This is a genomic window from Enterobacter cloacae complex sp. IR5412, from assembly GCF_049237385.1.
Classification (GTDB): domain Bacteria; phylum Pseudomonadota; class Gammaproteobacteria; order Enterobacterales; family Enterobacteriaceae; genus Enterobacter; species Enterobacter intestinihominis.
The window spans coordinates 31,018-56,706 of sequence record NZ_JBMKHQ010000011.1; the positions used below are offsets into that span (position 1 = coordinate 31,018).

Sequence of the window (25,689 nt, forward strand, 5' to 3'; positions counted from 1 at the left end):
CATGGTCTGGGTATTCACCGAGAAATAGCCCGTCAGGTTCAGGGAGGCCCACAGCTCGCTGACGATGTGTTCCCGCATCATGTAGGTGGAGGCGTTCCAGTCGACCATCCCGCTGCGCTTGCTGAACGAGGCCCCCACCAGCGACATGGTGTCTTTATGTTTGGTGTCGTAATCGTAGTAGTAGGTGTTGTCCTGCTCGTTTTTGTGTTTCGCGTATTTTTTATAATTGACGACGGATTTATCGCGGCTATACATCCCGCCCCACATCTGCCAGCGCAGCGTTTCCGACACGTTGCTGGAGAACGGCTTATTCACGGTGTACATGCTACGCGACACGGTGCGGCTTCCGCTCACCACCTCAACTTCGATGCTGTAGATCCCGTAGGGCAGGCTGCTGGTGTCAATTTCATGGTTGCCGACGTCAAAGCGCTGAATCCCGATAAGCTGCCCGTCACGGCGAATACGGGCCTCGCCCGCCGTGGGGAAATAGACCACCACCGGCGTCAGAGAGAGCGTGTTATCGCGCTTACGGGAGTTGGCCTGGTTGCCCATGGAAACGCCGTAGACTTCACCGCCGGAAATCCCGCTGACGCTCGCCAAAGACTGCATCGCCCAGCCGTTCAGCATGCCCGCGGCGTAGCGCATCCCCTGATAGTCGCGCTCCCACATAACCGCGTTCATCTGGGTATCGCTGCTGCTCTCGTTGACGTAGCCAGAGCCGTCGATCAGCACATGATCAACGCCCATTGAGATCCAGTTTCTTGCGTTCAGATAACCCGACGACCAGCTGTCACCGTAGCCGCTCTCGGTGTGATACGCCCCGAGGTTGTAGGAGAACGTGCCGCTCAGGTCGTCAGACTCCGGCGCATCAATGTCCACCTCACGCGGGCGAATATTCACCCCGTAGTCGCTCTGCGACAGATTCAGCAACAGGCGCATTTTTTTCTGATCCAGCTCGAACGCCGAACCCGTACTTACCGGAATGCGCATCTGGTCATCAAACTGCTTGTCGTTAATGCTCTGCAATAACGTTCTCATCTCTTTTGACAGACGAATGCCGTTATCAGACTCCTGGACCTGAACGTCCCTCAGCCCCAGCTTCAGATCTTTTGCAAAGAGCGTCACGTCACCGATACGAACATATTCGCTCGCCGTGCCTTCGTGGTTTCCTTGTTGTGCTGAGTGTGGACGCGTATTCACCAGATAGACGGGAATTTTGATCCCCTGCTCCAGCAGTGCATAAAGCGAGTCGGGAAAACGGTAATTAGCGATAACCACGGAGCTTGAGGCTGCATGCGCAAGCGCGGGCAGCGTGCCGGATGCGCAAGCCATCATCACCGGCAACACTAATTTATTTTTCACCATGCATCCTTACTTAACAGGTATGAACTGTTTCAGGTCCCATATTCCGAGATGAAAATGGTTATCCGTCACGTTGATATCCTCGATAGCGCGCGAGGTATCCGGCATCAGGTAGAAGTTTTTGGTACACGGCGTAGTCGGTGATTCCGGATTCGGCTTCAGGCAGGTTCCGGTCGCATTGACGCGAAAAGCGGTGTTCCCTTTATTTGTTATTTTTCCCGCCACATAGACGAAGTCGATCTTCTTATCACGGGGCTGAACCACCAGAATGGTGCTCACCACCGCGCGCGTCATCCCGGTACCGTTTTTTGGTGAACCGCTGTCCACCTCTTCGCTCACCCCTTCATCCGTGAAGGTAATGCGGTAGTAACGCTCTTTGTTATCGGCGTTCCCGTGATAGTAAAATTTGACAATATTGCTGGTACCGGCGGGCATTACCATGCGCGTGGGCGTCAGCAACAGTTCGTCCACTTTCTCCGGATTAATGACGATCCCTTCATCCATTGGGCTACTGATCCGCTGTGCGCGAACAGAAACAATACGCACGCTGTCTGCTTCGTTTTTTATTTCCTTGGCGGTGGAGTCAGCATCCGCAGGAATAATGGTGGTGACTTTTCCCACATTAATGGCCAGCGCGGAGGAAGAGATAAATAATAAAAATAAGAAGGCGGATTTGAGGTTAAACATGCTATTTCCCTAAACAGGGGCTTGCGCCCCTGGATCGATCAGGCCTTAGCCCCAGGTTGCGCGGAACGCAACAGATACGGTCCCTTCCCACAGGCTGTTGGTCAGGTCTTTGAACTCTTTCGCAGTACCCGCGTTGTCCTGAGCGGAGTCAACGTAGAAGACGAATTTGTCCTGGCCGGTAATTTCGGTATCTGCCGCCGCGCCTGCGCTGGTGGTCAGGTTCCACAGGCCAGAAGAGACGCCGGTGTTAGAAGAAGAATCAACCAGCGTGGTCCATGCGGTTGATTTCGCCCCCACGGTGCCACCAATAGAGCCCAGGTCGTTACCGCCCCAACGCGCACCCACTTTCAGCTTGGTCGCTTCACCGCCCACGCTGAACAGCGTGTTGTTTGAATCGTCGAGGATAGCTTCGAGTTTGAAGCTGGTCGCCGTAGAGTGATCGCCACGGATAGCCACATCAAACAGACCGGTATCGGTGTTGAAAGATTTGGTATTGGCGCTGTAAACGAAGTTCAAAGCACGCGTTGGCGTAACAACCAGGTCGGATTCGCTGTCTTTGGTCGCGGTTGCCTGCCAGGTGGCAGAAGCCGTCGTTTCTGCTGCATTAACTGCGCTCAGGGCAGAAACAGACAACAGGGAGCCCAGAACGATAGCGTTCAGTTTGTTCATTTATTTAGTCCTTCAAAAAAGAATCCACGTGTATAAAAAGGGGAGCCCCTTTTTCGAGGCGGAGTATAGACAGCCGCAAAATAACGAGGCAATACAGAAAAATTCACTCGCCGGAGAATAACAATAAAAATATAAATAAATTTCTCGTATCTTATTGTTACGTATTGAGTAAATCACTCAATTTCCCGAGCAATAGATAAATATCGATTTTTCAGTAAAGAGAAATATCAGGACGTCGGAACAGCCACACACATCATTACAGGCAAAACCAGCCCCTTAATTAACCAGGCGTGCGGTTTAACGCGGGTAATATAGAAGAAGTTGATATTATCAAGTAACATTTCGTTTACAACGCCATCCGGCGCCGCATCATCTTCAGATTTATTCAGCTTTTTATCCTTAATATAAAAGATATTGCTTCCGTCGACTTTTTCCACGCTGAGCGTGTAATTTCTGTCAATCAGGTAGCTTTTGCCCTCTTTCTTGAGTACGCCTTTATGAATAACCGTCACAACATCTTTGTTGTTAAACAGGAAAAGCGTGGTTAGCGACATATCGGTTAACTCACCCGTGGAATAGGTTTTCCAGGAAATGGTATCTGACTGGCAGCCAAACCCCTCATCCTGCGTTCTGGTAAAATAGATCCACAACAACGCGATGGCAGACAGCGCCAGTACGATACTGAACAGTACACTCATTTTAGTCCTTGACATATTTTAACTCCCGGTCAGGCTTCTGTAAGAAATGCAGTTCTTATAATCGTCGATACTGTCCTGCTGATAACAGATGGCCAGGAAATAATTTTCTATCTGCGACTTTTTAAACCTGGAATAGTAAGCATCTGCAACCTGGTGTTGACAGTCGATATGTTGACTGGCAATGACCTCTTTTACGTGATTAAAGTAGTGCTGTCGCGGCTGATACATATTCTTATCGATCAGGTATACCGTACACCGGTCCACTTTACCGAGCAGATGCATATCAGAATCTTTCAGGCTCTCGGCATAGGAATCCCTTTGGTGCAACAGTAAAACAGCGGTGCCGATAACGGTAATCAGTAATAACGTGCAAAGAGAAATAAAGAGTCTGTGCAGCGATATTAATTGTTTAGGCGGATCGGCATCTTTCTTATGCGCTAGCGTATCGAATGCTTCAGAGGCAGATTGCTCACTAAGCGTTGAAACGACCGGCGGCCTGACCGTGTGATGTTCAATATGCGCGGCAAGGCTAAATCCCTTGCCACGTATCGTTTTTATCAGTAAAGGATCGCATCCTAAAGTACGAAATGCTTTTCTGATTTCACTTATGGCAACATTCAGACTTACCGAAGAACCAGAGAAACCATGATCCTCCCAGACCTTCTTTATCAGGTCGTCTCTGTCGAGAGTTTTACCATTATTGATGATAAGTTCATAAAGCAGACGACCCGCCTGGTTAGATAACTTAATGGATGACTCTTCCTCTCCATTAATCATGATCATACCGGTGTCGACTTCATAAAGCATTGTAAGATCAATGAGATACTTCATATTATTATTACGCCATTGTTAAAATTATGTGCATTTGCCAGGCAATAATAAGTCTAAAGTTTGTGTGGTCAAGTCGCGTGATATTAATTGAGAGATGAATTCATAAAGCTTCATTAATTAACAATTATTAAATCATTAATAAAAATATTCGAACTAACGCATTTAGGTTAAAACATTAAAAAAAACTAACTCGCAAGATTATAATCTTAAACTTTAGAAGTTGTTGGAATAATGTTTTGTTATGTACTTTTTTAGTGCAACATAATATCGTCAAAGCATTCTCCCGAGTCGCCATGCGTCTAGCCGGTACATCAGGGACATGTGTAGCCGATTAACATTCATTTTAAATAACACAAATCTTCATGGAGTTTATCATGTTCAAATCGATCATGACCGTATCACTGCTGGCCGCCGCTATTGCTTCTACCAGCGCAGTTGCCGCAGACAATTCAGCGGGTGGTATCATTAACTTTACCGGCGCTATTACCGATACAACCTGTACCATTAACGGCGGTAAAAGCGCGGACTTTACCGTTGCGCTTTCCCCTATTTCGGTAAAAGATGCAGGCACCACGGTTGGCCTGATCACTAAGAATAAAAAATCTATTGCGCTGACCTTCTCAGGTTGTTCACCAGCAGCCGGAACAACCGGTACCCCGCTGAAAGTGTATTTCTCCAGCGCGGATAATATTTCCACTGACGGTAAATACCTGCTGAATAACAGCGTGAACGAAAGCGATGCCAGTGTGGCACGTAATGTCGGTTTTGCGTTAGTGGAGCCAGGTTCGTCTACGCCAATTACCCTGAACCAGCCTTACACTACGGATATTATGGGTACAGCGACCGCGCCAGATTCCGAGACGCTGACGCTGGATGTTTATTACTATAAAACGAACGCCGCTGCCGCCACCGTGGGCGAGTTAAGCTCCAACGTAACGTATACCATTTCCTACCTGTAATAATGATTATTCAGGCTCTGTTTTCGCAGAGCCTGTATTTAAGGTTGCAATCATGCGCAAGGCAATTTTGCTGGCAGGCTTACTGCTAAGCACCGGTCACTCATGGGCCAATATTGTCATTAATGGCACCCGTGTCCTTTATCCTGAAAATAACAAAGAGGTGATCGTCCAGTTAATGAATACGGGCGATGCGCCCGCTCTGGTGCAATCCTGGATAGATGACGGTGATATTAATTCCACGCCGGAAACAGCCAATGTGCCGTTTCTGCTGTCGCCGCCGGTGATAAAAGTTAACGAACATAATGGCCAACAGCTTCGTATTAAAAAGCTGCCGTCCAGCTTGCCTGCGGATCGCGAATCCGTCTTTTTCCTGAATGTCCTCGACATTCCGCCCAGACCTGAAAATCTGCAAAATCAGAATACCGTTCAGCTGGCGATTAAATCCCGTATCAAACTTTTTTACCGGCCCGCTGCGCTGAAAGGCACGCTGGATGACGCGGTGGCGAAACTGACGCTCGCCGCCGAAGGCGATCGCTTTCGCATTACAAATAACAGTCCGTTCCATATTACGGTCGCCAATATTTCGCTGGGTAAAACGAAATTGCTCCAGGAGTCCCCGATGGTTTCCCCGTTTGGGCAGCTGACGGTCGCCGCAAAAAATACGGTTAAGCGCGGACAGACCTTCCAGCTGATGTATGTGGACGATCTTGGCGCGTATAAAACCCGGACTTTCACCAGTCAGTGATCGGAAAGACTCACCATGAAAATGAAACAAAACAGACTCTGTCTGCTGGCAGTCTGCACGCTTCTGCTTTCGCATAAATCAGGGGCCGTCTCGTTTGATCCCTCCCTGCTTGCTGGCGCATCCGGTGAGTCCGATCTGTCTCGCTTTTCCGAAAACAACGCCATGCCTGCCGGCAATCAGGAGATGGATATCTACGTAAACGGCAGCTGGAAGGGACGTTATACCGTCATCTACGGCGAGCAGCGTGACGACATCCGCCTTGCCTGGAAAGATGCCCGGTCGCTTGACATCAACACCACGTCCGTGCCTGCGCCCGCCATTGTGCACGGGCAGGTGCAGCTGCGCGATCTGGTTCAGGGCGGTGAAGTCAAAACCGATACCAGCACCCTGAGTCTGGCGCTTACCGTTCCGCAGGCGGCCGTGCTGCGTACTGAAGAAGGTTACATTGCCCCCCAGTTTTGGGATGAGGGGATCCCGGCGCTGATGCTCTCGTGGAACACGACCTGGTATAACACCCACGCAAAAGGCGCTGCGAAAGACACAAATGATGATTTTTATGCCGGGCTGGATTCCGGCGCCAACCTGTTCGGCTGGCAGTTTCGCGACAGCAGCGCCTGGCGGAAAACGGCCAGCGGAGAGAGTAGCTGGCAGAATAATACCCGCTACCTGCGCCGTCCCCTGGCCTCGCTGAAATCCAACCTGACGCTGGGTGACTTTTATATTCCTGGCGATCTGTTTGATTCCCTGCGCGTGCGCGGCGTGTCGCTGGCGTCGGACATGAAGATGCGCCCAAATTCACAGCAGGGTTTTTCACCGGTGGTTCACGGCGTGGCACGGACGAACGCCCTGGTGAAAGTTATCCAGAATGGCAACGTGATCTATCAGGAGAACGTACCGCCGGGCCAGTTTACCCTCGACAGCATTCAGCCTACCGGCTCCGCGGGCGATTTGCTGGTGGTGGTGCGTGAAGCGGACGGTTCACAGCAGTCCTTCACGGTGCCGTTTTCCGCCGTGCCCGGGATGCTAAAAGAAGGGGTGAGTCAGTACAGCGTGGTGGCGGGTAAAGTGCACCAGAACACGCTCGATGCCGAACCCGCATTCATGCAGGCCACGCTGCGCTACGGGTTTAATAACCTCATCACCGGGTATACCGGGACGATTATTAGCGATAACTACCAGGCCGGGCTTGTCGGTACCGGGTGGAACCTTCCGTTTGGCGCGGTCTCGTTTGATGTCACCCACGCCAAAACCACCCTACAGGATCGCACCAGCAGCGGTCAGAGTTATCGCGTGTCGTACAGCAAATTTATCGATACCACCGCCACCAACTTCACCCTGGCGGCCTATCGCTATTCCACTAAAGGCTATTACAGCTTCAGCGACGCGCTCTATTCGCGCGAAGGGTATCAGCGCCTGAGAGCGCAGTACGACGACTATGAAGATCGGTTTGGCGTTGCGCCCGACATGTCGCTAAGCACCTGGGATGCCCTGCGCGCGGCGCAGCCCAAGAATACCTTTACGCTTAACCTTAATCAGCGCCTGCTCAATAACTGGGGCACGGTATTTGTCTCCGGCACACAGCGCGATTACTGGAACTCACAGCAAACCACGCGCGAATACCAGATGGGCTATTCCAACGCCATCGGCCGCGCCAGCTATACCCTGTCGGCCAGCCGGGTAAGGAACAGGGACAGTGAAGAAGAGACGCGCCTTTACCTCTCCCTCAGCCTGCCGTTCTCGCTGTTTGATAATAATGCCTGGATCACCTCCAGCCTGACGGCCAGCGATTCGCATTACGAGCAGAGCAATATCAGCATGAGCGGGAACGCGCTGGCGTCGAACCGCCTGAGCTACACCCTCTCCGGCAGTAATGTGCGGGGGGGTAAAAATGCGGCAAGCGTTAACGCCGCGTACCGTTCGAACTTCGCGACACTCGGTGGCTCTTACAGCGAATCCTCCGACTACCGCCAGACCGGGCTCAGCGGACGGGGAAGCCTGGTGGCCTACCCGTGGCACGTTCTCGCCTCAAACGAAACCGGCACAACCATGACTATCGTCGATGCGCCAAAAGCGGAGGGACTGATGGTGAACGGCGATGAAAGCATTATGACGAACCGCGATGGCGTGGCGCTGGTGCCTTACGCCACCCCGTATCGCAAAAACGCCATTACGTTATCGCAAACGGAAAACAGCGCTGGCGCGGAGGTGATCGGCAACATGGCTAACGTGGCCCCTTACGACGGGGCGGTGAGCTATATCCGCTTCGAAACCGACAAACGCCAGTCATGGGTACTTCATGCGACGCGTGCCGACGGCAAACCGCTGCCCTTTGGTACCGAAGTGCTGGATGAACACGGTGAATCTGTCGGGTATGTCGGCCAGGCCAGCGTACTGTATATCCGCGCTGAACAGCCGCCACGCGCGCTCAACGTGCATCTCCGCGGCGGGAAGTGCGAAATCTCCGCCCCAGCCTGGGGGCTGAACAGCCTCTCATCGGTTTGCCATTAATTACGGATTATCAAAATGTTACGATCATTCATATTCCTGCTCCTCTCCAGTATTAGTGGGATGAGCTATGCCACCTGCTCCGGCAGCAGCATCGTTTATGGCACACCGATTACCATTGATTTATCGGATAAGCTGAGCCCGGCCACGCCCACATGGACCGGCAGCTTCAGCACCCAGTACAGCGGCTCATTCAACTGTACGACGGGTAACAGTGAATTTTCTTACACGCCGATCCTCTCGACCGACAGCAAATACGCGACCATCCTCGGATTCAGCAATAACAAGTATATGGTGCGGGCGGAGATCACCAATCCCCCGGCCAATAAAACCCTGACTGCCAGCGGTAGCCATACGGCGTCTGAGCTGAACACACCGTTTACGGTTCGCTTCACCCTCGTTAACCAGAGCGGCACCACCCTGACGGGGGATACAGCGAACATGAGCGACGTTCTGTTCGTCAGCGACATGAGTGGGTTATCCTTCTGGGAAATCATCACCTGGCCAATCAATCAGGTCATCAAGATAGCGCAGTGGTTATTCAGCGGGTTCAAGTGGCCTTACGACAACCGGGATATGTTTGGTCAGCCGATGATCATCAAATACGCGCCAAAACTGACTACCTGTTCCTTTGATAATGCGGGGCTGACCGTAGCGCTGCCGACGCTCGGCATTCCCCAGCTCAGTGCATCCTCACAGCCGGGGCTGACGCCTTTTTCACTGAACATGAGCTGTCAGAACGTCGGGGTTAACGGCAATTCCGATCGGGCAATTGAGATGTTTCTGTCCAGCACGCAGCTGCTCTCAACCGACAGCTCGGTGCTGATCGACAGCAGCAGTAGCGCGGCGCAGGGCGTGGGGCTACGCCTGATAAAACGTGACGCCCCGCAAACGCCGGTGACCTTCTCTTCCTCAACCACCAGCCGTGGCAACGCCACGATGATTTTCAGCGTGGCGGCTGGCGCGGCGCTGGACGAACATTTCACCCTTCCGATGGCGGCGTACTATTACGTGTGGGCGCCCGCCCAGGTTAGCCAGGGTAAGATCAATACATCGGCTACGCTGAATATTATCTATCCCTGATGTGAGCTATTTCTCCATCTTTCCAACCGCTTGCACATACTTAATCAGTTCGCTGTGGTTGGAAAGATTCAGCTTTTTCATCGCATTGTGCTTCTGCGTCGCAATGGTACTGACCGAACGGTTTCGATGACGGGCAATCTCCGTCGTTGAAAATCCTTCCACGATAAGATGGAGCACCTCCCACTCTCTGGCCGAGAGGATGGAGCGCGCCCGGGAACCGGACCGCATTACCCGCCTGAGCCACGAAGAGATCGACGGTGTTTGCCCGTCTGCCATGAGCAACGCGGGTAATTCCTTTTTCAGTTCAGTCAATTCATCCTGCTGACTGATGGTTAATTCAAATTTCATCTCCAGAACTTTTTTTAACAGCCCGTAAGGCAGCTCGGGCACCAACAGAACACGCCTGACGTGATGGGTTTTACATAAAGATGTAAAACGGCTGCTGACCTCCGCACTCCACTCTTTATGATTAAGCAGATAATTAAATTCAGTGAAGAAAACATCCACGTTATTATCCGCGACCGCCGCCAGCGCCTGTTCAGTGGAATCGACCTGAGTAATGTTCAGTACGTAATCGGGTAAAAGATCATGGAGCGCCCGGAATATTATCTCTTTAAATATATTTATTTTGTAAAACACCATTACCTTTACGATACGTTCAGTATTATTCATGTCTTTTCTAAATTCTCGTGACCGGAGGAAAATGATAATAGTTTATGTACTCATCACTCACAACCTCTTCACGCCAGGATTTTATCCTTCTCAGGCTTAAAAATCTGAACAAGGACATTAAATTTATAGAAAAAATTCTATTTTATTCTGCATGCCGTTTCCTCTTGCAGATAAAGCCTTGTCGATAACCCTGCCGCGATCACAATTTTTCTTTCAGGAATAGCAGTAAGCCACTGAAAAAACGGTGGATAAACCCCATCAATCAACCTTCTGATGCTTATTAACCGCCCATTCACAGAATAAAAATCTGGCATGAATATTATTAGAAGATTAAAACAATTGCATATATCATTAAAACCATTTTTCAATTTTATCTTCCTCTAATAATTGGCATCAGCTTTACTCGACGGTTTGTATTGGCTTACATTGATGCCATCGCATCGCGTTATTTAAAAAGTGCTCGCCATTCTTTTAATAAGAGAGTGCGAACCGCCATTTTCTCTTATATGGACTGTTTACTCAGCGAAAGGAGAATGCCAATGCAAAATAAAAAAACAATTCACGTTGCCGTTGTTGACAGCTGCGAATTCACGATGATTGGCCTGCAATCGCTCGGAAAGCGTGAGCCTGATGAAAAACACGACGTTATTTTCCATGGGTTTACCCATATCGAAGAACTTGCTATGAGTGAACAACTCTTTGATATCATCATTTATGATCCGTTGAATACGCGTCATTTCCGGGTGACGACGAATGACGACATTCTCTGTATTAAACAGAAACAAGTGACGGCGAAGATCTATATCTATTCGTTATCCGCCGGCTATTTGAAATTCAAACATGTTGATGGGGTAATCAGCAAAAGAGTCTCCCTGGGGGATATCAAAGCGCTGTGGCAAATACTGATGAGCCAGACGCCGCAAGAGTCTGGTCGTTACAACGTAGGCATGACTACCCGCTTACGCACCCCGGCGAGGCTGTCCAGCGAGGAGGCCAGCGTATTGCGCGGCTATTCCTGTAATCTCAAAACCAAGCAAATCGCCCGTCAGCTGGGGTGTAACGTCAGGCTGGTTTACTTTTATAAAAACAACGCCATGAACAAGCTTAAGGCCGTGCGTGGCCCCTCGTTTTACCAGAGCATTCGCTGGATCCTGAATTAAGAATTTGACCGTGTGTCGTTTGCCTTTTGTTCCCGTGTCCGCGGGAACCTTTTTTTCATTTCCTGAAGGCTGTTCCATGTATACCGTTCTTCCCTCTCCCCTGTTGCAACGTATCTCAGGGCTGCGATTCCAGCCGCTTGTCGATCTTCATTCGGGCCAGATGTTCGCGCATGAAGTTCTCGTGGAGATCCATAACGTCAATCTGGAGATATTGTTTGCTTCTCTGCCTTCGCGCAGCGCGCTGCAAATCTTCTTCTGGCAGGCCAACACCCTGTTACAGATACCCGCCCGGGACGCTTACTGGCTAAACCTTCCGGCAGAGCACCTTCTCGACGAACGCGCTATCCGGTTGTTGCTGGCGTTACGCCATCAGCAGCGGTTAACGATTGAAATTCAGGATCCTCTCACCATCACACGGCTGCGTAAGGCTGAGCAACATCGTCTTCATGCCACGCTTGTTCGGTTAAAAGAGGCGGGATGGCAAATCTGGCTGGACGATTTAACCCGGGAGTTGGCTGAGGCGTTCGCGCGGCTTGCGCTGCCGCTGGATGGGGTAAAAATTGACCGCTCAGCGCTGCGCGAGCGCGCGCCGCTTGCCCCGTTTGTGCAGGAGGTCAGGGCAGGTATCGCGCAATCAATTCTTATCGAAGGCATCGAGAATTCGCGGGATCTGGCGCGCGCCCGCGCGTCTGGCGCACAGTCTGGCCAGGGTTTTCTGTGGCCCGAAAGCCGCACCGATGCCCGCGTAACGCTGTGAGGGCCAGCTTACCGTGGCTTACCAGCCCGGCACCGCACCGCCGTTAAAAAGGGTCTCTGCCGCTTTCGCCACTTCCGGCGACTGATAGGACTGGATAAATTCCTTCACGTTTTCGGCGTCTTTGTTGTCTTCACGCGTGACTACTATATTCACGTAAGGCGAGTTTTTGTCCTCAATAAAGACGCTGTCATGTACCGGAGACAGCCCCGTTTGCTGAAGATAGGTGGTACTGATGATGGCCACATCCACTTTCGGATCGTCCAGCACGCGCGGCAGCTGCGCCCCTTCCAGCTCCATAATCTGTAAGTTTTTCGGGTTCGCGGTAATATCCAGCGCCGTCGGCAGCAGGCCCACATCCGGTTTAAGGGTAATCAGCTTCTCTTTTTGCAGCAGCAACAGCGCGCGGCCGAGGTTGGTGGGATCGTTTGGAATCGCAATGGTTGCGCCATCCTTCAGCTCAGACACCGATTTAATCTTTCGGGAGTAACCCGCCATCGGGAAGACGAAGGTATTGGCCACGGCGACCAGCGTGTAATTGTGCGCCTTGTTATCTTGTGCAAGGAACGGGCGATGCTGGAAGACGTTGGCGTCCAGTTCGCCCTGGTTGGTGGCATCGTTGGGTAGCAGCGAGCCGCTAAAGCCCACCAGCTCAACATCCAGACCGTATTTCTCCTTTGCCACCTTTTTGGCGACTTCCGCCACGTCCTGCTCAGCGCCATTAATCACGCCGACTTTAATGTGTTTGGCATCATTGCCGCCTTGATCGCAACCTGCCAGCAGCAGGGCCGCGAGCACCAGAGCACTCAACTGAAATTTCACGAGACAGTTCCTTTCGACAGTGGTTTTGAAGACTATATCGACAACGAGACGGCAGGCTAAAAAACGAAAAGGAATCAGTAAGACGGTTAAGTTATATGCGGCCTGTTGCCGGGTGGCGCTGCGCTTACCCGGCCTACGTAACGGGCGAAGTGTAGGCCCGGTAAGCGTAGCGCCACCGGGCGATGGGCATCAGGCTACGGTAGTCCAGGCGCAAGCAGAACCGCTAACCTCACGCCTGCCGACGCAGCGGCGCTTCGCGCAAAAACCACGACAGCACAAACGCCAGCACCATAATCCCCGCCGCCAGCATAAACACCGCATGGATAGCCGAGCCGAACGCATCCAGATAGTCCAGACGCAGGGCATCAGGCAGATGGTGAATGGCAACGGGATTAAGTTCGCGCGGCAGTTCCGCCCCTTCCGGCAGCCTGTCGATCAGCCCTGATTGCAGAATATGGGTGAACACCGCGCCAAACAGCGCAACGCCAATCGCCCCGCCAATGGAACGGAACAGCGTCACCCCAGAGGTCGCTACGCCGTATTGATCGGCTGACACGCTGTTCTGCACCGCCAGCACCAGCACCTGCATCACCAGTCCCAGCCCCATGCCCAGCACGCCGGTAAACAGGTACAGCTGCCAGGTTGGGGAGGTGATTGAAATGCGCGTCAGTAACACCATCCCCACCACGCCGAGCAGCGTGCCGAGGATCGGGAACAGACGGTATTTCCCGGTGCGGCTGATGATGCGCCCGCTGATGATGGAGGTGAGCAACAGCCCGCCCATCAGGGGGATCAGCTGCAAGCCGGCCTGCGTTGGCGTGGCGTCTTTCACCACCTGTAAATAGAGCGGCAGGAACGTTACCGAGCCAAACAGGGACATGCCGATGATAAAGCCAATCAGGCTACAGAGCAGGAAGCTGCGGTCGCGGAAGAGCGACAGCGGGATAATCGGCTCCCACGCCAGCCGCTCTTCGTAAATAAACCCGGCGATCCCCGTCAGGCCGAAGGCCAGAATGCACCACAGCTGCGGGTCGTTCCATTGGCGGATCGTACCGCCCTCGGTGGTAAACAGAATGATGCACAGCAGCGCCATGCTGAGGTAAATCGCCCCCAGGTAATCAATCTCATGCTTGCTGCGCCGCGCGCTGCCGTGGAATACCGCGCCAATCACCAGCAGCGCAAACAGCCCCAGCGGCAGGTTGATGTAGAAAATCCAGCGCCAGGATGCATGCTGAACGATAAACCCGCCGATCAGCGGGCCTATCACCGTCGCCAGGCCAAACACGCCGCCAAACAGCCCCTGATAGCGACCCCGATCGGCAGGCGGGATCACGTCCGCCACGGCGGCCATGCTGATCACCATCAGGCCGCCGCCCCCCAGCCCTTGCAGGGCGCGCATCAGCACCAGCTGGGTCATGTTCTGCGCCAGGCCACACAGCGCAGAGCCCACCAGGAAAAGCACTATTGCGATTTGCAGGACGATTTTACGGCCAAACAGATCGCCGAATTTGCCATACAGCGGCACCACGATGGTCGAACTGAGGATATAGGCTGTCACCACCCAGGAGAGCTTATCCAGCCCGCCCAGCTCACCAACGATGGTCGGCAGCGCGGTGGAGACAATGGTCTGATCCAGCGCCGACAGCAGCATCACCAGCAGGAGTGCGCTGAACAGCAGCTTAATCGACGGCACCTTTTTCGCAGGTTGAGTCATTACGTCAGACTCCATAAGAGATCGCTTGAAATTAATTAATCGAATAATTAATATTCAGGTAAGTTATGGATAAGATCAAGAGACAGCGTGACCGTGCCAGCACTAAAAGACAATTCTGAACCCCGCCGCCCCGGACGTCCGCGCGGCGGCAAGCGCGTTACCGCCAGCCGCGAACAGCTGCTGGACATCGCCCTGAACCTCTTCTCCCGCCAGGGGATCGCCAATACGTCGTTGAACGCTATTGCCCGCGAAGCCGGCGTGACGCCCGCCATGCTGCACTACTACTTCAACTCCAGAGAACAGTTACTGGATGCGATGATTGAGGAGCGCTTCCTGCCGTTACGCGAGCGGATCGGGGCGATTTTCGCCGACAACCGGGATTCGCCGGTGGATGCCCTGACGGAAATGGTCAGGGTGCTGGCCGAACTGGCGGAAAAGTATCGCTGGTTTGCCCCGCTGTGGATGCAGGAGGTGATCGGCGAGATGCCGGTACTGCGTACGCATTTGCAGGAGCGCTTTGGCGATGAGAAATATCACACCACGCTGGCAACCATCAAAGGCTGGCAGCAGGAAGGAAAGCTGAATCCGGCGCTGGCCCCCGAACTGCTGTTCACGACGCTGCTGAGCCTGGTGCTGGTGCCGTTCTCTCGCATGCGCAATGACGAGAGGCTTAATGCCCTCTCGCCGGAGATCGTTGTGCGCCACGTGTTAGCCGTGATCGGCAACGGGATCGGTGGTTAAAGATCCCTGGTCAGATAGTGTCTCTGCATTCCCTGATAAGGGTAATCCTGTAAGGACATCTGCACCTGATAACCCTGTTTTTCATAGAACGGACGCGCCTGGAAGCTGACCGTATCCACCAGCGCGTGACGACACCCTTTACGACGGGCCTCCTCTTCAGCCGTTTTGATCAGCTGGCTGCCGACGCCCGTTCCCCGCACCCTGTCGCTGACCCACAGAAAGTCGATATTCAGCCAGTCGCCTTTACGTACGCCGATTAACCCGCCCAGCATGACGCCGTTGTCGTCCCGCACATATACGCCAATATCGCCACTAAACGTCGCCAGATCTAAATACTGCGCGTTATAGGCTCTTAGCCCCGTTAATAATTCTTCTTTTTCTTCAGCCGTGACTTTATCTGTAATGCTCAGGTGCATAAATCTCTCCTTATTTTCAGCGCAATCTGAATATCTCACAGCTTAACCTTCATAAAAACTCCTTATTTCCTCCATTGTTTAAACAAGGAAATATTCATTCAATATGTAAATAAAAAAAACCTTTCCAATAGGCTCCGAAAACGTATAATGAGAACGATCATTCTCACTTTTTACGGTAGCCGACGATGAGCACAAAGCTGGAAGAACGACAAAAACTACGGCAGGACGAAATCATCACCGCCGCGCGCCGCTGCTTTCGCGCCAGTGGATTTCACGCTGCCAGCATGTCGCAGATCGCCAGCGAAGCCAGGCTCAGCGTCGGACAAATCTATCGCTATTTCAGTAACAAAGACGCGATCATTGAAGAGATGATCCGGCGCATTATCGACTCACGTATTGAGGAGATGCAGGGCAAAACCCTGGTTGAAGGGATGCCGCAGGCGCTTGCCTGGCGCCAGACGCTGAACGAAGATGATGACGCGCTAATGCTCGAAATGTCCGCAGAGGCCACACGTAATCCGCTGGTGGCAAACATGCTGATCGAAGCCGAAGCCCGCATGTTCGCCAACGCCTGTGAGCACCTGAAAAAGCAGTTCCCCCACCTGAGCGATGAGCATATTCGCTGCTGCGTGGAGATTACCGCCGTGATGATCGAAGGCACGATTTACCGTCGACTCACGCCTTTAAAAGTACCGTCAGAACAATTAGAGCCCATATACAAGAATATTTTAAATATGCTTTTCTCTGCGAAGTAATCGCATGTGAATAATTAGCGGAAATAAGTAATTTCCCTTTTTCATTTCTGGCTCTGCCAGAGATGCGGGATCGCTGTGCTTTTAATTAGCCCTCCTCCCTGATAAGCGATTAACAGGGCAGGCTTCGTTCACCCTGGAAAAAGATTATGAAAACCATAACAACCTCCATCGCAGCATTACTCCTCCTGACAGGGTGCGATAATGCGCAAACATCTGCTCCCCAGCGTCCTCTTCCGGAAGTGGGGATTGTCACACTCATGAGCCAGCCGGTGTCCGTGGTCAGCGAGCTGACCGGCCGCACCGCCGCCGCGATGAGCGCCGAAGTGCGCCCTCAGGTGGGCGGCATTATTCAGAAACGGCTCTTCACCGAAGGCGATACGGTCAAGGCCGGGCAGGCGCTGTATCAGATCGATCCTTCCAGCTACCGCGCCGCTTATGATGAAGCTGCCGCCGCACTAAAACAGGCGCAGGCGCTGGTGCAGGCCGACTGCCAGAAAGCCCGGCGCTATGCGCAGCTGGTGAAGGACGACGGCGTATCACGTCAGGATGCGGAAGACGCGAAGTCCACCTGCGCGCAGGACAAGGCCAGCGTCGAGTCAAAGAAAGCCGCGCTGGAAAGTGCCCGCATTAACCTCAACTGGACCACCGTCACCGCGCCGATTGCCGGACGTATCGGCATCTCCTCTGTGACCCCCGGCGCGCTGGTGACCGCCCAGCAGGATACCGCGCTGGCCACTATTCGCGGGCTGGACAGTATGTACGTCGATTTAACCCGTTCCAGCGCCGATCTGCTGCGATTACGCAAGCAAACCCTCGCCAGCAACAGCGATACGCTGAACGTGTCGTTGATCCTCGAAGACGGCAGCAGCTACAGCGAAAAAGGCCATCTGGCGTTAACCGAAGTGGCGGTGGATGAGTCTACCGGCTCAGTCACCCTGCGCGCTGTCTTCCCGAACCCGCAGCATCAGCTTCTGCCGGGCATGTTCGTCCGCGCCCGAGTGGATGAAGGCATCATGAATGACGCGATCCTCGCGCCGCAGCAGGGCATCACCCGCGACGCCAAAGGTACCGCCACCGCGCTGGTGGTGAACGCCAGCAACAAGGTCGAGCAGCGTCAGCTGGAAACGGGCGACACCTACGGCGATAAATGGCTGGTGCTGAATGGCCTGAAGGCGGGCGATAAGCTGATTGTGGAAGGCACCGACAAAGTCACCGCCGGGCAGGAAGTGAAAGCTGAAGAGATGAAAACCAACGGAGGAAACGCCTGATGTTTTCCCGTTTCTTCGTGCGTCGCCCGGTCTTTGCCTGGGTTATCGCCATTCTCATCATGCTCGCCGGGATACTGGCGATCCGCACGCTGCCCGTTGCGCAGTACCCGGACGTTGCCCCGCCGTCGATCAAAATATCCGCCACCTACACCGGCGCCTCCGCACAAACGCTGGAGAACAGCGTGACGCAGGTGATCGAGCAGCAGCTCACCGGGCTGGATAACCTGCTCTACTTCACCTCCACCAGCAGCTCGGACGGTTCGGTGAGCATCAACGTCACGTTTGAACAGGGAACCGATCCGGACACCGCTCAGGTACAGGTGCAGAACAAAGTCCAGCAGGCGGAATCACGCCTGCCGACCGAGGTGCAGCAGTCCGGGATCACCGTCGAAAAATCCCAGAGCAACTTCCTGCTGATCATGGGCGTGTATGACAAAACCGACACCGCCAGCAGCTCGGATATTGCCGACTGGCTGGTGAGTAATATGCAGGATCCGCTGGCGCGCGTGGATGGCGTCGGCAGCCTGCAGGTGTTCGGTGCAGAATACGCGATGCGCATCTGGCTCGACCCGGCTAAGCTGGCGTCGTACTCGCTGATGCCCTCCGACGTGCAGAGCGCGATTGAAGCGCAGAACGTGCAGGTCTCCGCCGGTAAAATCGGCGCGCTGCCCTCGTCGAACGCCCAACAGCTGACCGCCACCGTTCGCGCTCAGTCGCGTCTGCAAACGGTCGATGAGTTCAAAAAAATCATCGTCAAGAGCCAGTCCAACGGTGCGGTGGTGCGCATCAGCGACGTCGCGCGCGTGGAGATGGGCAGCGAAGATTACACCGCCACCGCGAAGCTGAACGGCCACCCGGCGGCGGGTATGGCGGTGATGCTCTCGCCGGGCGCCAACGCGCTTAACACCGCCACGGCGGTAAAAGACAAGATCGCCGAGTTCAAAAATTCGATGCCGGAAGGCTACGACGTGGCCTACCCGAAAGACAGCACCGAGTTCATCAAGATCTCCGTTGAGGACGTGATTCAGACCCTGTTCGAAGCCATTATCCTCGTGGTGGTGGTGATGTACCTGTTTCTGCAAAACATCCGCGCGACGCTGATCCCGGCGCTGGCGGTGCCGGTGGTGCTGCTGGGCACCTTCGGCGTGCTGGCGCTGTTCGGTTACTCCATCAACACCCTGACGCTGTTTGCCATGGTGCTGGCGATAGGACTGTTGGTGGATGACGCCATCGTGGTGGTGGAAAACGTCGAGCGTATTATGCGAGACGAAGGGCTGCCCGCCCGGGAAGCGACCGAAAAATCGATGGGCGAAATTTCCGGCGCGCTGATCGCCATTGCGCTGGTGCTCTCTGCGGTATTCCTGCCGATGGCCTTCTTCGGCGGCTCTACCGGGGTCATTTACCGTCAGTTCTCGGTCACCATTATTTCAGCGATGTTCCTCTCCGTGGTGGTGGCGCTGACCCTGACGCCCGCGTTGTGCGGCTCGATCCTGAATCACACCGCTCCGCACAAAAAGGGCTTCTTCGGCGCGTTTAACCGCTTCTACAGTAAGACCGAGCACGGCTATCAGAATAAGGTTCTGCGCGCCCTGCGCCGTTCCGGCGGCATGCTGGTGATCTTCGCCCTGCTCTGCGGCGCGATGGGGTTCGCCATGCTGAAACTGCCGGGCAGCTTCCTGCCAACCGAAGACCAGGGTGAAATCATGGTGCAGTACACCCTCCCTGCCGGTGCAACCGCGGTGCGTACCGCAGAGGTAAGCCGCCAGGTACGCGAGTGGTTCCTCACCAAAGAGAAAGCCAATACCGACGTGATCTTTACCGTCGAAGGTTTCAGCTTCAGCGGCAGCGGCCAGAACGCCGGGATGGCGTTCGTCTCCCTGAAAAACTGGTCAGAGCGTAAAGGCGAGGAAAACACCGCGCAGGCCATTGCCCTGCGCGCCACGCAGGAGCTGAGCGCCATCCGCGATGCCACCATCTTTGCGATGACACCGCCGGCAGTGGACGGTCTGGGCCAGAGCAACGGCTTTACCTTTGAGCTGATGGCGAGCGGCGGCACCGACCGCGACGCGCTGCTGAAACTGCGTAACCAGCTGATTGGCGAAGCGAATCAGGACAGCTCGCTGCACGCCGTGCGCGCCAACGATCTGCCGCAGATGCCGCAGCTTCAGGTGGATATCGATAACAACAAAGCCGTGTCGCTGGGGCTCTCCCTGAGCGACGTCACCGACACCCTGTCCAGCGCCTGGGGCGGCACCTACGTGAACGACTTCATTGACCGTGGCCGCGTGAAAAAGGTCTACATCCAGGGCGACAGCGACTATCGCGCGGTACCGTCGGATCTCAACAAATGGTATGTGCGCGGCAGCGACAGCACTATGACCCCATTCTCCGCCTTCGCCACTACCCGCTGGGAGTATGGCCCGGAAAGCCTGGTGCGCTACAACGGCTCGGCGGCGTATGAAATTCAGGGCGAGAACGCCAGCGGCGCCAGCTCCGGTACGGCGATGAGCAAAATGGAGCAGCTGGCGAATAACCTGCCGTCCGGCAGCACCTGGGCGTGGAGCGGTTTGTCGTTGCAGGAAAAACTGGCGAGCGGTCAGGCGATGAGCCTTTATGCCCTCTCCATCCTCGTGGTGTTCCTGTGCCTGGCGGCACTGTATGAGAGCTGGTCGGTGCCCATTTCGGTGATCCTCGTGATCCCGCTTGGGGTGCTGGGCGCGGCCATTGCCGCCTCCCTGCGCGGCCTGAGCAACGATGTCTATTTCCAGGTGGCGCTGCTGACCACCATCGGTCTGTCGTCGAAGAACGCCATTCTGATTGTCGAGTTTGCCGAAGCCAAAGTGGCCGAAGGCTACTCACTGACGCGCGCCGCCCTGCGGGCCGCCCAGACGCGTCTGCGTCCGATCATCATGACCTCGCTGGCGTTTATCGCAGGCGTGACGCCGCTGGCGATTGCCACCGGCGCCGGGGCCAACAGCCGCGTGGCGATCGGTACAGGCATTATCGGCGGGACGCTGGCCGCGACGCTGCTGGCCATCTTCTTTGTTCCTTTATTCTTTGTACTGGTGAAACGTCTGTTCTCCGGTAAGCACGCAAACCGGAGGTCATAATGTTTCGTGTAACTGTTTTAGCGTTAGCACTGCTGAGCGCAGGCTGTGTGTCATTAGATCCCACGTATCAGCGCCCGGACGCGCCCGTTCCGGCCACACTGCCCGGCGCGCACGGCGAAGCCAGCGCCGTGGTGAACCAGTGGCAGCAGGTGATGAATGATGCGCGACTGAAAAGCGTGGTGACGATGGCGCTCAACAGCAACCGCGACGTGCAAAAAGCGATTGCGGATATCGACGCTGCCCGTGCCCAGTATGGCGAAACGCGCTCGTCCCTGTTCCCGACGGTGGACGCGGAACTGAGCCACACCCGCAGCCGCACGCTGGCGAGCGGCGTCGCGACGAGCGACGAAGCCAACGGCACGGTCTCCAGCTTCGAACTGGATCTGTTTGGCCGCAACCAGAGCCTGTCGCGCGCCGCGCGTGAAACCTGGCTTGCCAGCGAGTTCACCGCGCAGAACACGCGCCTGACAATGGTCAGCGAGCTGACCACGGCCTGGGTGACGCTGGCGGCGGATAACAGCAATCTGGCGCTGGCGAAATCCACCCTGGAGAGCGCCGCGAACTCGCTCAAAATCGTCAAACGTCAGCAGGAAGTAGGTGTGGCAGCGGCCACGGACGTCAGTGAAGCGATGGCGGTTTACCAGCAGGCGCGCGCCAGCGTGGCGAGCTACCAGACGCTGGTGATGCAGGACAAAAACGCCCTTAACCTGCTGGCGGGCGATACGGTGCCCGAGAACCTGCTGCCCGGCACGCTGGAGAGCCTGAGCGATAACGCCATCACGCTGATCCCGGCGGGCGTCAGCTCCAGCGCGCTGCTGCGTCGCCCGGACATTCAGGAGGCGGAACATAACCTGCTGAGCGCTAACGCCAACATCGGCGCGGCACGCGCCAACTTCTTCCCGACCATTTCACTGACCGCCAGCGCGGGCGTCGGCAGCGATTCGCTGTCATCCCTGTTCAGCCACGGCATGAAGGTCTGGTCGTTCGCGCCGTCCATCACCCTGCCGCTGTTTAGCGGGGGCAACAATATGGCGCAGCTGCGCTATGCGGAAGCGGAGAAGAAGGGGCTAATCGCCACCTATGAGAAGACCATCCAGAGCGCGTTTAAGGACGTGGCCGACGCGCTGGCGCGGCGCGAAACGTTGAGCGAACAGCTTGATGCCCAGCGTGAATACGTGGCGGCGGAGCAAAAAACGCTGGATGTGGCGACGCGCAGTTACAAGGCTGGCGCGGGCGATTATCTGACGGTGCTCACCGCGCAGCGATCGCTGTGGTCAGCACAGGAATCACTGATTGCCTTGCAGCAAACCGACCTGGAAAACCGCATCACGCTGTGGCAATCGCTGGGTGGAGGGGTTCAGTAACGGCCTGAGAGGGCGATTCTCATACCAGGTGAAAAGTAAATTCATACTTTCGGCTGGAATCGCCTGCCTGAATGTAACGATACATTTCAGGGAAAGCCTATGACTTTACCGGAGGTCTCAATGAAATCTGCACACCTGGTTTGCCTGCTCGTTTGCCTGATTTTCGCTGCGTTTGTTCACGCGCTGGAGAAGAGCGCTCCGGAGAAAGAGGCCCAGATAAAACAGCAGGTCCTGAAAGATGTGAAGAAAACCTGTACCCCGCAGAAAAAGCAGAGCGATAAGGCCTGGCAGGCGATGATTTTGTCGTCTGAGGCCAATCAGCTGCTGATCAAAAATGCCATCACCGCCGTGAAGCGTGACAACCTGGACGCCTACTGGGATGCAGTAAGTCAGGTGGATTGTATGGAAGATTACTGAGGGTTGAGCGCCGGGTGGCGGCTGCGCCTTACCCGGCCTACATCACATGTTTAACGCTTCCGCACATCCGGAATAATCAAATCCCCGCGCAGCACGTACGACCCCAGCATCTGCGTTTTCGCCGTCAGCCAGCTCACGATGCGCGCCGCCATGGCGTCCATGGAATACTCAATGGCCGGGATCACCGGAATACCCGGAAGATGCAGCGAACCGCCGAGGCTGAAGACCATGATGTCTTCCGGTACCGATTTATTAAACGCCTGTAACTGCGGGATCACCCGCTGGGCTTCCTGCTCGTCTGCCACCAGCAGCGCGTTGAAGTTCAGCGTGGACGCGTTGTTGAGTAATTCCTGAAGCGCAACGGACGATGAAGTCGCGTCCATAAACACGAGGTTGCGATTAAAGGGCAGGAAGTTTTTCTCCAGCGCATGTTTGTAACCCAGCAGCACCTGATCGGCAAAGCCGCTGCCGTGCGGGTGGATCAGTGCTATCTGGCGACGCCCCTGGCTGGTGAGATAGTTGCAGGCCGTTTCAGCCGCGAACGCGTGATCGAACTGAATGCTGTTGGCGTTATCGGCTTCCATACAGTCGACCAGAATGACGTTGTCCATGTCCACGTCCAGCGGGAAACGCGCGCCAATCACCAGAATGTCATCACATAAGCCGCAGGAGAGTTCTTCAAGGGCGTTCATCACTTCTGTTTTCGTGTGTGCGAAACGCAGCAGCAGATGTTTTTGATGCTGGCTGAGGTGTTTTTCCAGCGCGTACAGGTAACCGGTGGTCTGGTTAATGTTCTCCTGCGCGCAAATCACCCCAATGCAGCCCGTCGACTGGCTGAGCAGCGACTGGGCGATCACGTTCGGACGATAGTTCAGCTCATCCACCGCTCTCAGAACAGCCTGTCGGCTGGCTTCTTTAACGCCACGCGACCCGCTCAACACCCGTGATACCGTGGCTTTGGACACCCCGGCCAGACGCGATACATCGTTGATTGTAGACATCTCTCTCCCCTGTCAGACGCAACTGGCGTCTGTAATTTCCATCACCGCTACGGCTCACATTATAGCCAGAACGGAGTATATCCGTTTCCGTTTTCCATGGAAACCGATTTTCCGTTTCCACTCAATTTGATGTCAAAACAGCCAAAATATGTGACCCACATCCGGTTAATTAGCGTCATAAGTAGTGGATATTGATGGTTGTCACACTTCTGTCTTTTATGAATGGAAACCGGTTTCCGTATCATGTCCAATCATCATCGCAATAACTTTTTACATTTTGAGGATGGTCGTCGATGTTCAAGATTATGCTGTGCTGCTCTGCCGGGATGTCCACCAGCCTGCTGGTCAGCAAAATGATCGATGTAGCAAAAGAACGGGGCTTGCCCGTGAAGATAGATGCGTATGGCGTATCCGAATTTGATACGCAGTTTCCGCACTATCAGGTGGTGCTTCTCGGACCGCAAGTGAAATACATGTTAAAGACACTCTCAGACAAGGCAGCGACGCAAGGCATACCGGTGCAGCCCATCGACATGATGGATTACGGCATGCAGCGTGGCGATAAAGTACTGGACTATGCTCTGTCGCTCATCGAAGCGGCACACTAAAAGGTGTTCACATGAGTTCGTTATATCAATCCATGGTCGCGGTGATTGAACAGTCAATTACGCCGCTGGCCGCGAAGCTCGGTCAGCAAAAGTATGTGATTGCCATCCGCGACGGCTTTACCGCCGCGCTGCCGTTTATGATCATCGGCTCGTTTATGCTGGTGTTTATCTTCCCGCCGTTTTCGGCGGATACCACCAACAGCTTCGCCCGCGGCTGGCTGGATTTCTCCGAGACCTACCGCGAACAGCTGATGCTGCCCTTTAACCTCAGCATGGGCGTGATGACCTTCTTCATCTCGGTGGGGATTGGGGCGAGCCTGGGACGTCAGTTTAACCTCGATCCGGTGATGTCCGGTCTGCTGGCCTTTATGGCCTTCCTGCTGGTCGCCGCGCCGTATGCCGACGGCAAAATTTCGACGCAGTATCTGTCGGGTCAGGGCATCTTCACTGCGCTTATCACCGCGATCTACTCCACCCGTGTGTACGCGTGGCTGAAGCAGAACAACGTCACCATCCGCCTGCCGAAAGAGGTGCCGACCGGCGTGGCGCGTTCGTTTGAGATCCTGATCCCGGTGATGGTGGTGATTGGTACCCTACATCCGCTGAACCTGTTCATTGAAGCGCAGACCGGGATGATCATCCCGCAGGCGATTATGCACCTGCTGGAGCCGCTGGTGTCTGCGTCTGACTCGCTGCCCGCGATTCTGCTCTCCGTTCTGCTGTGCCAGATCTTCTGGTTTGCCGGTATCCACGGGTCGCTGATTGTCACCGGCATCATGAACCCGTTCTGGATGGCGAACCTCTCTGCAAACCAGGCGGCGCTGGCGGCGGGCGCGGCGCTGCCGCACGTTTATCTGCAAGGTTTCTGGGATCACTACCTGCTGATTGGCGGCGTAGGCTCAACCCTGCCGCTGGCGTTCCTGCTGCTGCGCAGCCGCGCCACTCACCTGCGCACCATCGGCAAAATGGGCGTTGTGCCAAGCTTCTTTAACATCAACGAACCGATTCTGTTCGGCGCGCCGATCATCATGAACCCGATGCTGTTTATCCCGTTCGTGTTTGTTCCGCTGGTCAATGCCTGCCTGGCGTACGGCGCAACCAAACTCGGCTGGCTGGCCCAGGTGGTTTCGTTAACCCCGTGGACCACGCCCGCGCCGATTGGCGCCTCGTGGGCGGCGAACTGGGCGCTGAGCCCGGTGGTGATGTGCCTGGTCTGCATGGTGATGTCCGCCCTGATGTACCTGCCATTCCTGCGCGCCTATGAGCGTACGCTCATCAAAAATGAAGAGCAGAAAGCCCAGGCAACCGTCGGCACCGCTGAAACAGTTAGCAATTAAGTCAAAGAGGA

At 54.7% G+C, this 25,689-nt stretch carries 24 protein-coding genes; 14 read left to right on the forward strand and 10 right to left on the reverse strand.

What is annotated here, in order from left to right:
* The 5 genes from ACOTX2_RS18005 to ACOTX2_RS18025 form a co-directional block, all read right to left on the reverse strand.
* Positions 1-1,365, reverse strand: a 1,365-nt coding sequence (locus ACOTX2_RS18005; RefSeq protein WP_421625954.1) for a TcfC E-set like domain-containing protein, incomplete at its 3' end; no start/stop codon positions are given.
* 6 nt (positions 1,366-1,371) lie between these two features.
* Positions 1,372-2,049 carry a fimbria/pilus periplasmic chaperone gene (locus ACOTX2_RS18010; RefSeq protein WP_022646582.1) on the reverse strand — a complete coding sequence of 226 codons (678 nt, stop codon included), beginning with the start codon at positions 2,047-2,049 and terminating at the stop codon, positions 1,372-1,374.
* 45 nt (positions 2,050-2,094) lie between these two features.
* Positions 2,095-2,718: a common pilus major fimbrillin subunit EcpA gene (locus tag ACOTX2_RS18015; protein WP_003860995.1), complete on the reverse strand. Its 624-nt coding sequence runs from the start codon at positions 2,716-2,718 to the stop codon at positions 2,095-2,097.
* 227 nt (positions 2,719-2,945) lie between these two features.
* Complete coding sequence (locus tag ACOTX2_RS18020) at positions 2,946-3,416, reverse strand: hypothetical protein (RefSeq protein WP_022646581.1); 471 nt, start codon at positions 3,414-3,416, stop codon at positions 2,946-2,948.
* Positions 3,417-3,434: 18 nt separating this feature from the next.
* On the reverse strand, positions 3,435-4,247 hold the full coding sequence (locus ACOTX2_RS18025) for a winged helix-turn-helix domain-containing protein (protein ID WP_022646580.1): 813 nt from the start codon (positions 4,245-4,247) through the stop codon (positions 3,435-3,437).
* Between the two features lie 374 nt (positions 4,248-4,621).
* On the opposite strand from ACOTX2_RS18025, the gene ACOTX2_RS18030 reads away from it, so the two are divergent.
* Genes ACOTX2_RS18030 through ACOTX2_RS18045 form a run of 4 tightly spaced genes read left to right on the forward strand, consistent with a single transcriptional unit; the run spans position 4,622 to position 9,539 of the window.
* On the forward strand, positions 4,622-5,206 hold the full coding sequence (locus tag ACOTX2_RS18030) for a fimbrial protein (RefSeq protein WP_022646579.1): 585 nt from the start codon (positions 4,622-4,624) through the stop codon (positions 5,204-5,206).
* 52 nt (positions 5,207-5,258) lie between these two features.
* Positions 5,259-5,951, forward strand: coding sequence for a fimbrial biogenesis chaperone (locus tag ACOTX2_RS18035; protein ID WP_001223973.1), 693 nt, complete (start codon positions 5,259-5,261; stop codon positions 5,949-5,951).
* A gap of 15 nt (positions 5,952-5,966) precedes the next feature.
* Complete coding sequence (locus ACOTX2_RS18040) at positions 5,967-8,459, forward strand: fimbria/pilus outer membrane usher protein (RefSeq protein ID WP_063148190.1); 2,493 nt, start codon at positions 5,967-5,969, stop codon at positions 8,457-8,459.
* A gap of 15 nt (positions 8,460-8,474) precedes the next feature.
* A complete protein-coding gene (locus ACOTX2_RS18045; protein WP_063148191.1) occupies positions 8,475-9,539 on the forward strand; it encodes a fimbrial protein in 1,065 nt (354 codons plus the stop codon).
* A gap of 6 nt (positions 9,540-9,545) precedes the next feature.
* Here the strand turns inward: ACOTX2_RS18045 and ACOTX2_RS18050 are convergent, their stop codons facing one another.
* Positions 9,546-10,181 carry a LuxR C-terminal-related transcriptional regulator gene (locus ACOTX2_RS18050; RefSeq protein WP_032622107.1) on the reverse strand — a complete coding sequence of 212 codons (636 nt, stop codon included), beginning with the start codon at positions 10,179-10,181 and terminating at the stop codon, positions 9,546-9,548.
* 569 nt (positions 10,182-10,750) lie between these two features.
* Between ACOTX2_RS18050 and ACOTX2_RS18055 the strand changes: the two genes are divergently transcribed.
* Positions 10,751-11,371 (forward strand): LuxR C-terminal-related transcriptional regulator, encoded by a 621-nt coding sequence (locus ACOTX2_RS18055; RefSeq protein ID WP_015570093.1) that lies wholly within the window; start codon positions 10,751-10,753, stop codon positions 11,369-11,371.
* A gap of 76 nt (positions 11,372-11,447) precedes the next feature.
* Positions 11,448-12,128, forward strand: a complete 681-nt coding sequence (locus ACOTX2_RS18060) for an EAL domain-containing protein (protein ID WP_063148192.1) — start codon at positions 11,448-11,450, stop codon at positions 12,126-12,128.
* 18 nt (positions 12,129-12,146) lie between these two features.
* Here the strand turns inward: ACOTX2_RS18060 and nlpA are convergent, their stop codons facing one another.
* On the reverse strand, positions 12,147-12,947 hold the full coding sequence (nlpA, locus tag ACOTX2_RS18065; RefSeq protein WP_058677108.1) for a lipoprotein NlpA: 801 nt from the start codon (positions 12,945-12,947) through the stop codon (positions 12,147-12,149).
* A gap of 229 nt (positions 12,948-13,176) precedes the next feature.
* Positions 13,177-14,676: an MDR family MFS transporter gene (locus tag ACOTX2_RS18070; RefSeq protein WP_032670895.1), complete on the reverse strand. Its 1,500-nt coding sequence runs from the start codon at positions 14,674-14,676 to the stop codon at positions 13,177-13,179.
* Between the two features lie 78 nt (positions 14,677-14,754).
* Between ACOTX2_RS18070 and ACOTX2_RS18075 the strand changes: the two genes are divergently transcribed.
* The gene (locus tag ACOTX2_RS18075) at positions 14,755-15,402 is read left to right on the forward strand and encodes a TetR/AcrR family transcriptional regulator (protein WP_032622106.1); all 648 of its coding nucleotides are present in this window, start codon (positions 14,755-14,757) and stop codon (positions 15,400-15,402) included.
* Here the strand turns inward: ACOTX2_RS18075 and ACOTX2_RS18080 are convergent.
* Positions 15,399-15,818, reverse strand: coding sequence for a GNAT family N-acetyltransferase (locus ACOTX2_RS18080; protein ID WP_022646571.1), 420 nt, complete (start codon positions 15,816-15,818; stop codon positions 15,399-15,401). The genes ACOTX2_RS18075 and ACOTX2_RS18080 overlap by 4 nt on opposite strands.
* A gap of 185 nt (positions 15,819-16,003) precedes the next feature.
* Between ACOTX2_RS18080 and ACOTX2_RS18085 the strand changes: the two genes are divergently transcribed.
* From ACOTX2_RS18085 to ACOTX2_RS18105, 5 genes are all read left to right on the forward strand, one after another.
* A complete protein-coding gene (locus ACOTX2_RS18085; RefSeq protein ID WP_058677105.1) occupies positions 16,004-16,573 on the forward strand; it encodes a TetR/AcrR family transcriptional regulator in 570 nt (189 codons plus the stop codon).
* A gap of 146 nt (positions 16,574-16,719) precedes the next feature.
* A complete protein-coding gene (locus ACOTX2_RS18090; RefSeq protein WP_038414997.1) occupies positions 16,720-17,841 on the forward strand; it encodes an efflux RND transporter periplasmic adaptor subunit in 1,122 nt (373 codons plus the stop codon).
* The gene (locus ACOTX2_RS18095) at positions 17,841-20,951 is read left to right on the forward strand and encodes an efflux RND transporter permease subunit (RefSeq protein ID WP_063148194.1); all 3,111 of its coding nucleotides are present in this window, start codon (positions 17,841-17,843) and stop codon (positions 20,949-20,951) included. Before ACOTX2_RS18090 ends, ACOTX2_RS18095 begins: the two co-directional genes overlap by 1 nt.
* Positions 20,951-22,315, forward strand: a complete 1,365-nt coding sequence (locus tag ACOTX2_RS18100; protein WP_023298975.1) for an efflux transporter outer membrane subunit — start codon at positions 20,951-20,953, stop codon at positions 22,313-22,315. The genes ACOTX2_RS18095 and ACOTX2_RS18100 overlap by 1 nt, the downstream gene beginning before the upstream one ends.
* A gap of 120 nt (positions 22,316-22,435) precedes the next feature.
* Entirely contained in the window at positions 22,436-22,732 is a 297-nt protein-coding gene (locus ACOTX2_RS18105; protein ID WP_022646567.1) for a YicS family protein, read from the forward strand.
* Between the two features lie 50 nt (positions 22,733-22,782).
* On the opposite strand, the gene ACOTX2_RS18110 is transcribed toward ACOTX2_RS18105, so the two are convergent.
* Positions 22,783-23,733 (reverse strand): LacI family DNA-binding transcriptional regulator, encoded by a 951-nt coding sequence (locus ACOTX2_RS18110; protein ID WP_022646566.1) that lies wholly within the window; start codon positions 23,731-23,733, stop codon positions 22,783-22,785.
* 293 nt (positions 23,734-24,026) lie between these two features.
* Here ACOTX2_RS18110 and ACOTX2_RS18115 point away from each other — a divergent pair, with 293 nt between their 5' ends.
* Both ACOTX2_RS18115 and ACOTX2_RS18120 read left to right on the forward strand, forming a co-directional pair.
* Complete coding sequence (locus tag ACOTX2_RS18115) at positions 24,027-24,341, forward strand: PTS sugar transporter subunit IIB (protein WP_003861034.1); 315 nt, start codon at positions 24,027-24,029, stop codon at positions 24,339-24,341.
* 11 nt (positions 24,342-24,352) lie between these two features.
* Positions 24,353-25,678, forward strand: coding sequence for a PTS sugar transporter subunit IIC (locus ACOTX2_RS18120; protein WP_022646565.1), 1,326 nt, complete (start codon positions 24,353-24,355; stop codon positions 25,676-25,678).
* Positions 25,679-25,689 lie beyond the last annotated feature (11 nt).

Bases quoted from the DNA above. Each gene is read 5' to 3' on its own strand.
- ACOTX2_RS18010 (WP_022646582.1), bottom strand. From the start codon at position 2,049: ATGTTTAACCTCAAATCCGCCTTCTTATTTTTATTATTTATCTCTTCC.
- ACOTX2_RS18015 (WP_003860995.1), bottom strand. From the start codon at position 2,718: ATGAACAAACTGAACGCTATCGTTCTGGGCTCCCTGTTGTCTGTTTCT.
- ACOTX2_RS18020 (WP_022646581.1), bottom strand. From the start codon at position 3,416: ATGAGTGTACTGTTCAGTATCGTACTGGCGCTGTCTGCCATCGCGTTG.
- ACOTX2_RS18025 (WP_022646580.1), bottom strand. From the start codon at position 4,247: ATGAAGTATCTCATTGATCTTACAATGCTTTATGAAGTCGACACCGGT.
- ACOTX2_RS18030 (WP_022646579.1), top strand. From the start codon at position 4,622: ATGTTCAAATCGATCATGACCGTATCACTGCTGGCCGCCGCTATTGCT.
- ACOTX2_RS18035 (WP_001223973.1), top strand. From the start codon at position 5,259: ATGCGCAAGGCAATTTTGCTGGCAGGCTTACTGCTAAGCACCGGTCAC.
- ACOTX2_RS18040 (WP_063148190.1), top strand. From the start codon at position 5,967: ATGAAAATGAAACAAAACAGACTCTGTCTGCTGGCAGTCTGCACGCTT.
- ACOTX2_RS18045 (WP_063148191.1), top strand. From the start codon at position 8,475: ATGTTACGATCATTCATATTCCTGCTCCTCTCCAGTATTAGTGGGATG.
- ACOTX2_RS18050 (WP_032622107.1), bottom strand. From the start codon at position 10,181: ATGGTGTTTTACAAAATAAATATATTTAAAGAGATAATATTCCGGGCG.
- ACOTX2_RS18055 (WP_015570093.1), top strand. From the start codon at position 10,751: ATGCAAAATAAAAAAACAATTCACGTTGCCGTTGTTGACAGCTGCGAA.
- ACOTX2_RS18060 (WP_063148192.1), top strand. From the start codon at position 11,448: ATGTATACCGTTCTTCCCTCTCCCCTGTTGCAACGTATCTCAGGGCTG.
- ACOTX2_RS18070 (WP_032670895.1), bottom strand. From the start codon at position 14,676: ATGGAGTCTGACGTAATGACTCAACCTGCGAAAAAGGTGCCGTCGATT.
- ACOTX2_RS18080 (WP_022646571.1), bottom strand. From the start codon at position 15,818: ATGCACCTGAGCATTACAGATAAAGTCACGGCTGAAGAAAAAGAAGAA.
- ACOTX2_RS18085 (WP_058677105.1), top strand. From the start codon at position 16,004: ATGAGCACAAAGCTGGAAGAACGACAAAAACTACGGCAGGACGAAATC.
- ACOTX2_RS18090 (WP_038414997.1), top strand. From the start codon at position 16,720: ATGAAAACCATAACAACCTCCATCGCAGCATTACTCCTCCTGACAGGG.
- ACOTX2_RS18095 (WP_063148194.1), top strand. From the start codon at position 17,841: ATGTTTTCCCGTTTCTTCGTGCGTCGCCCGGTCTTTGCCTGGGTTATC.
- ACOTX2_RS18100 (WP_023298975.1), top strand. From the start codon at position 20,951: ATGTTTCGTGTAACTGTTTTAGCGTTAGCACTGCTGAGCGCAGGCTGT.
- ACOTX2_RS18105 (WP_022646567.1), top strand. From the start codon at position 22,436: ATGAAATCTGCACACCTGGTTTGCCTGCTCGTTTGCCTGATTTTCGCT.
- ACOTX2_RS18110 (WP_022646566.1), bottom strand. From the start codon at position 23,733: ATGTCTACAATCAACGATGTATCGCGTCTGGCCGGGGTGTCCAAAGCC.
- ACOTX2_RS18115 (WP_003861034.1), top strand. From the start codon at position 24,027: ATGTTCAAGATTATGCTGTGCTGCTCTGCCGGGATGTCCACCAGCCTG.
- ACOTX2_RS18120 (WP_022646565.1), top strand. From the start codon at position 24,353: ATGAGTTCGTTATATCAATCCATGGTCGCGGTGATTGAACAGTCAATT.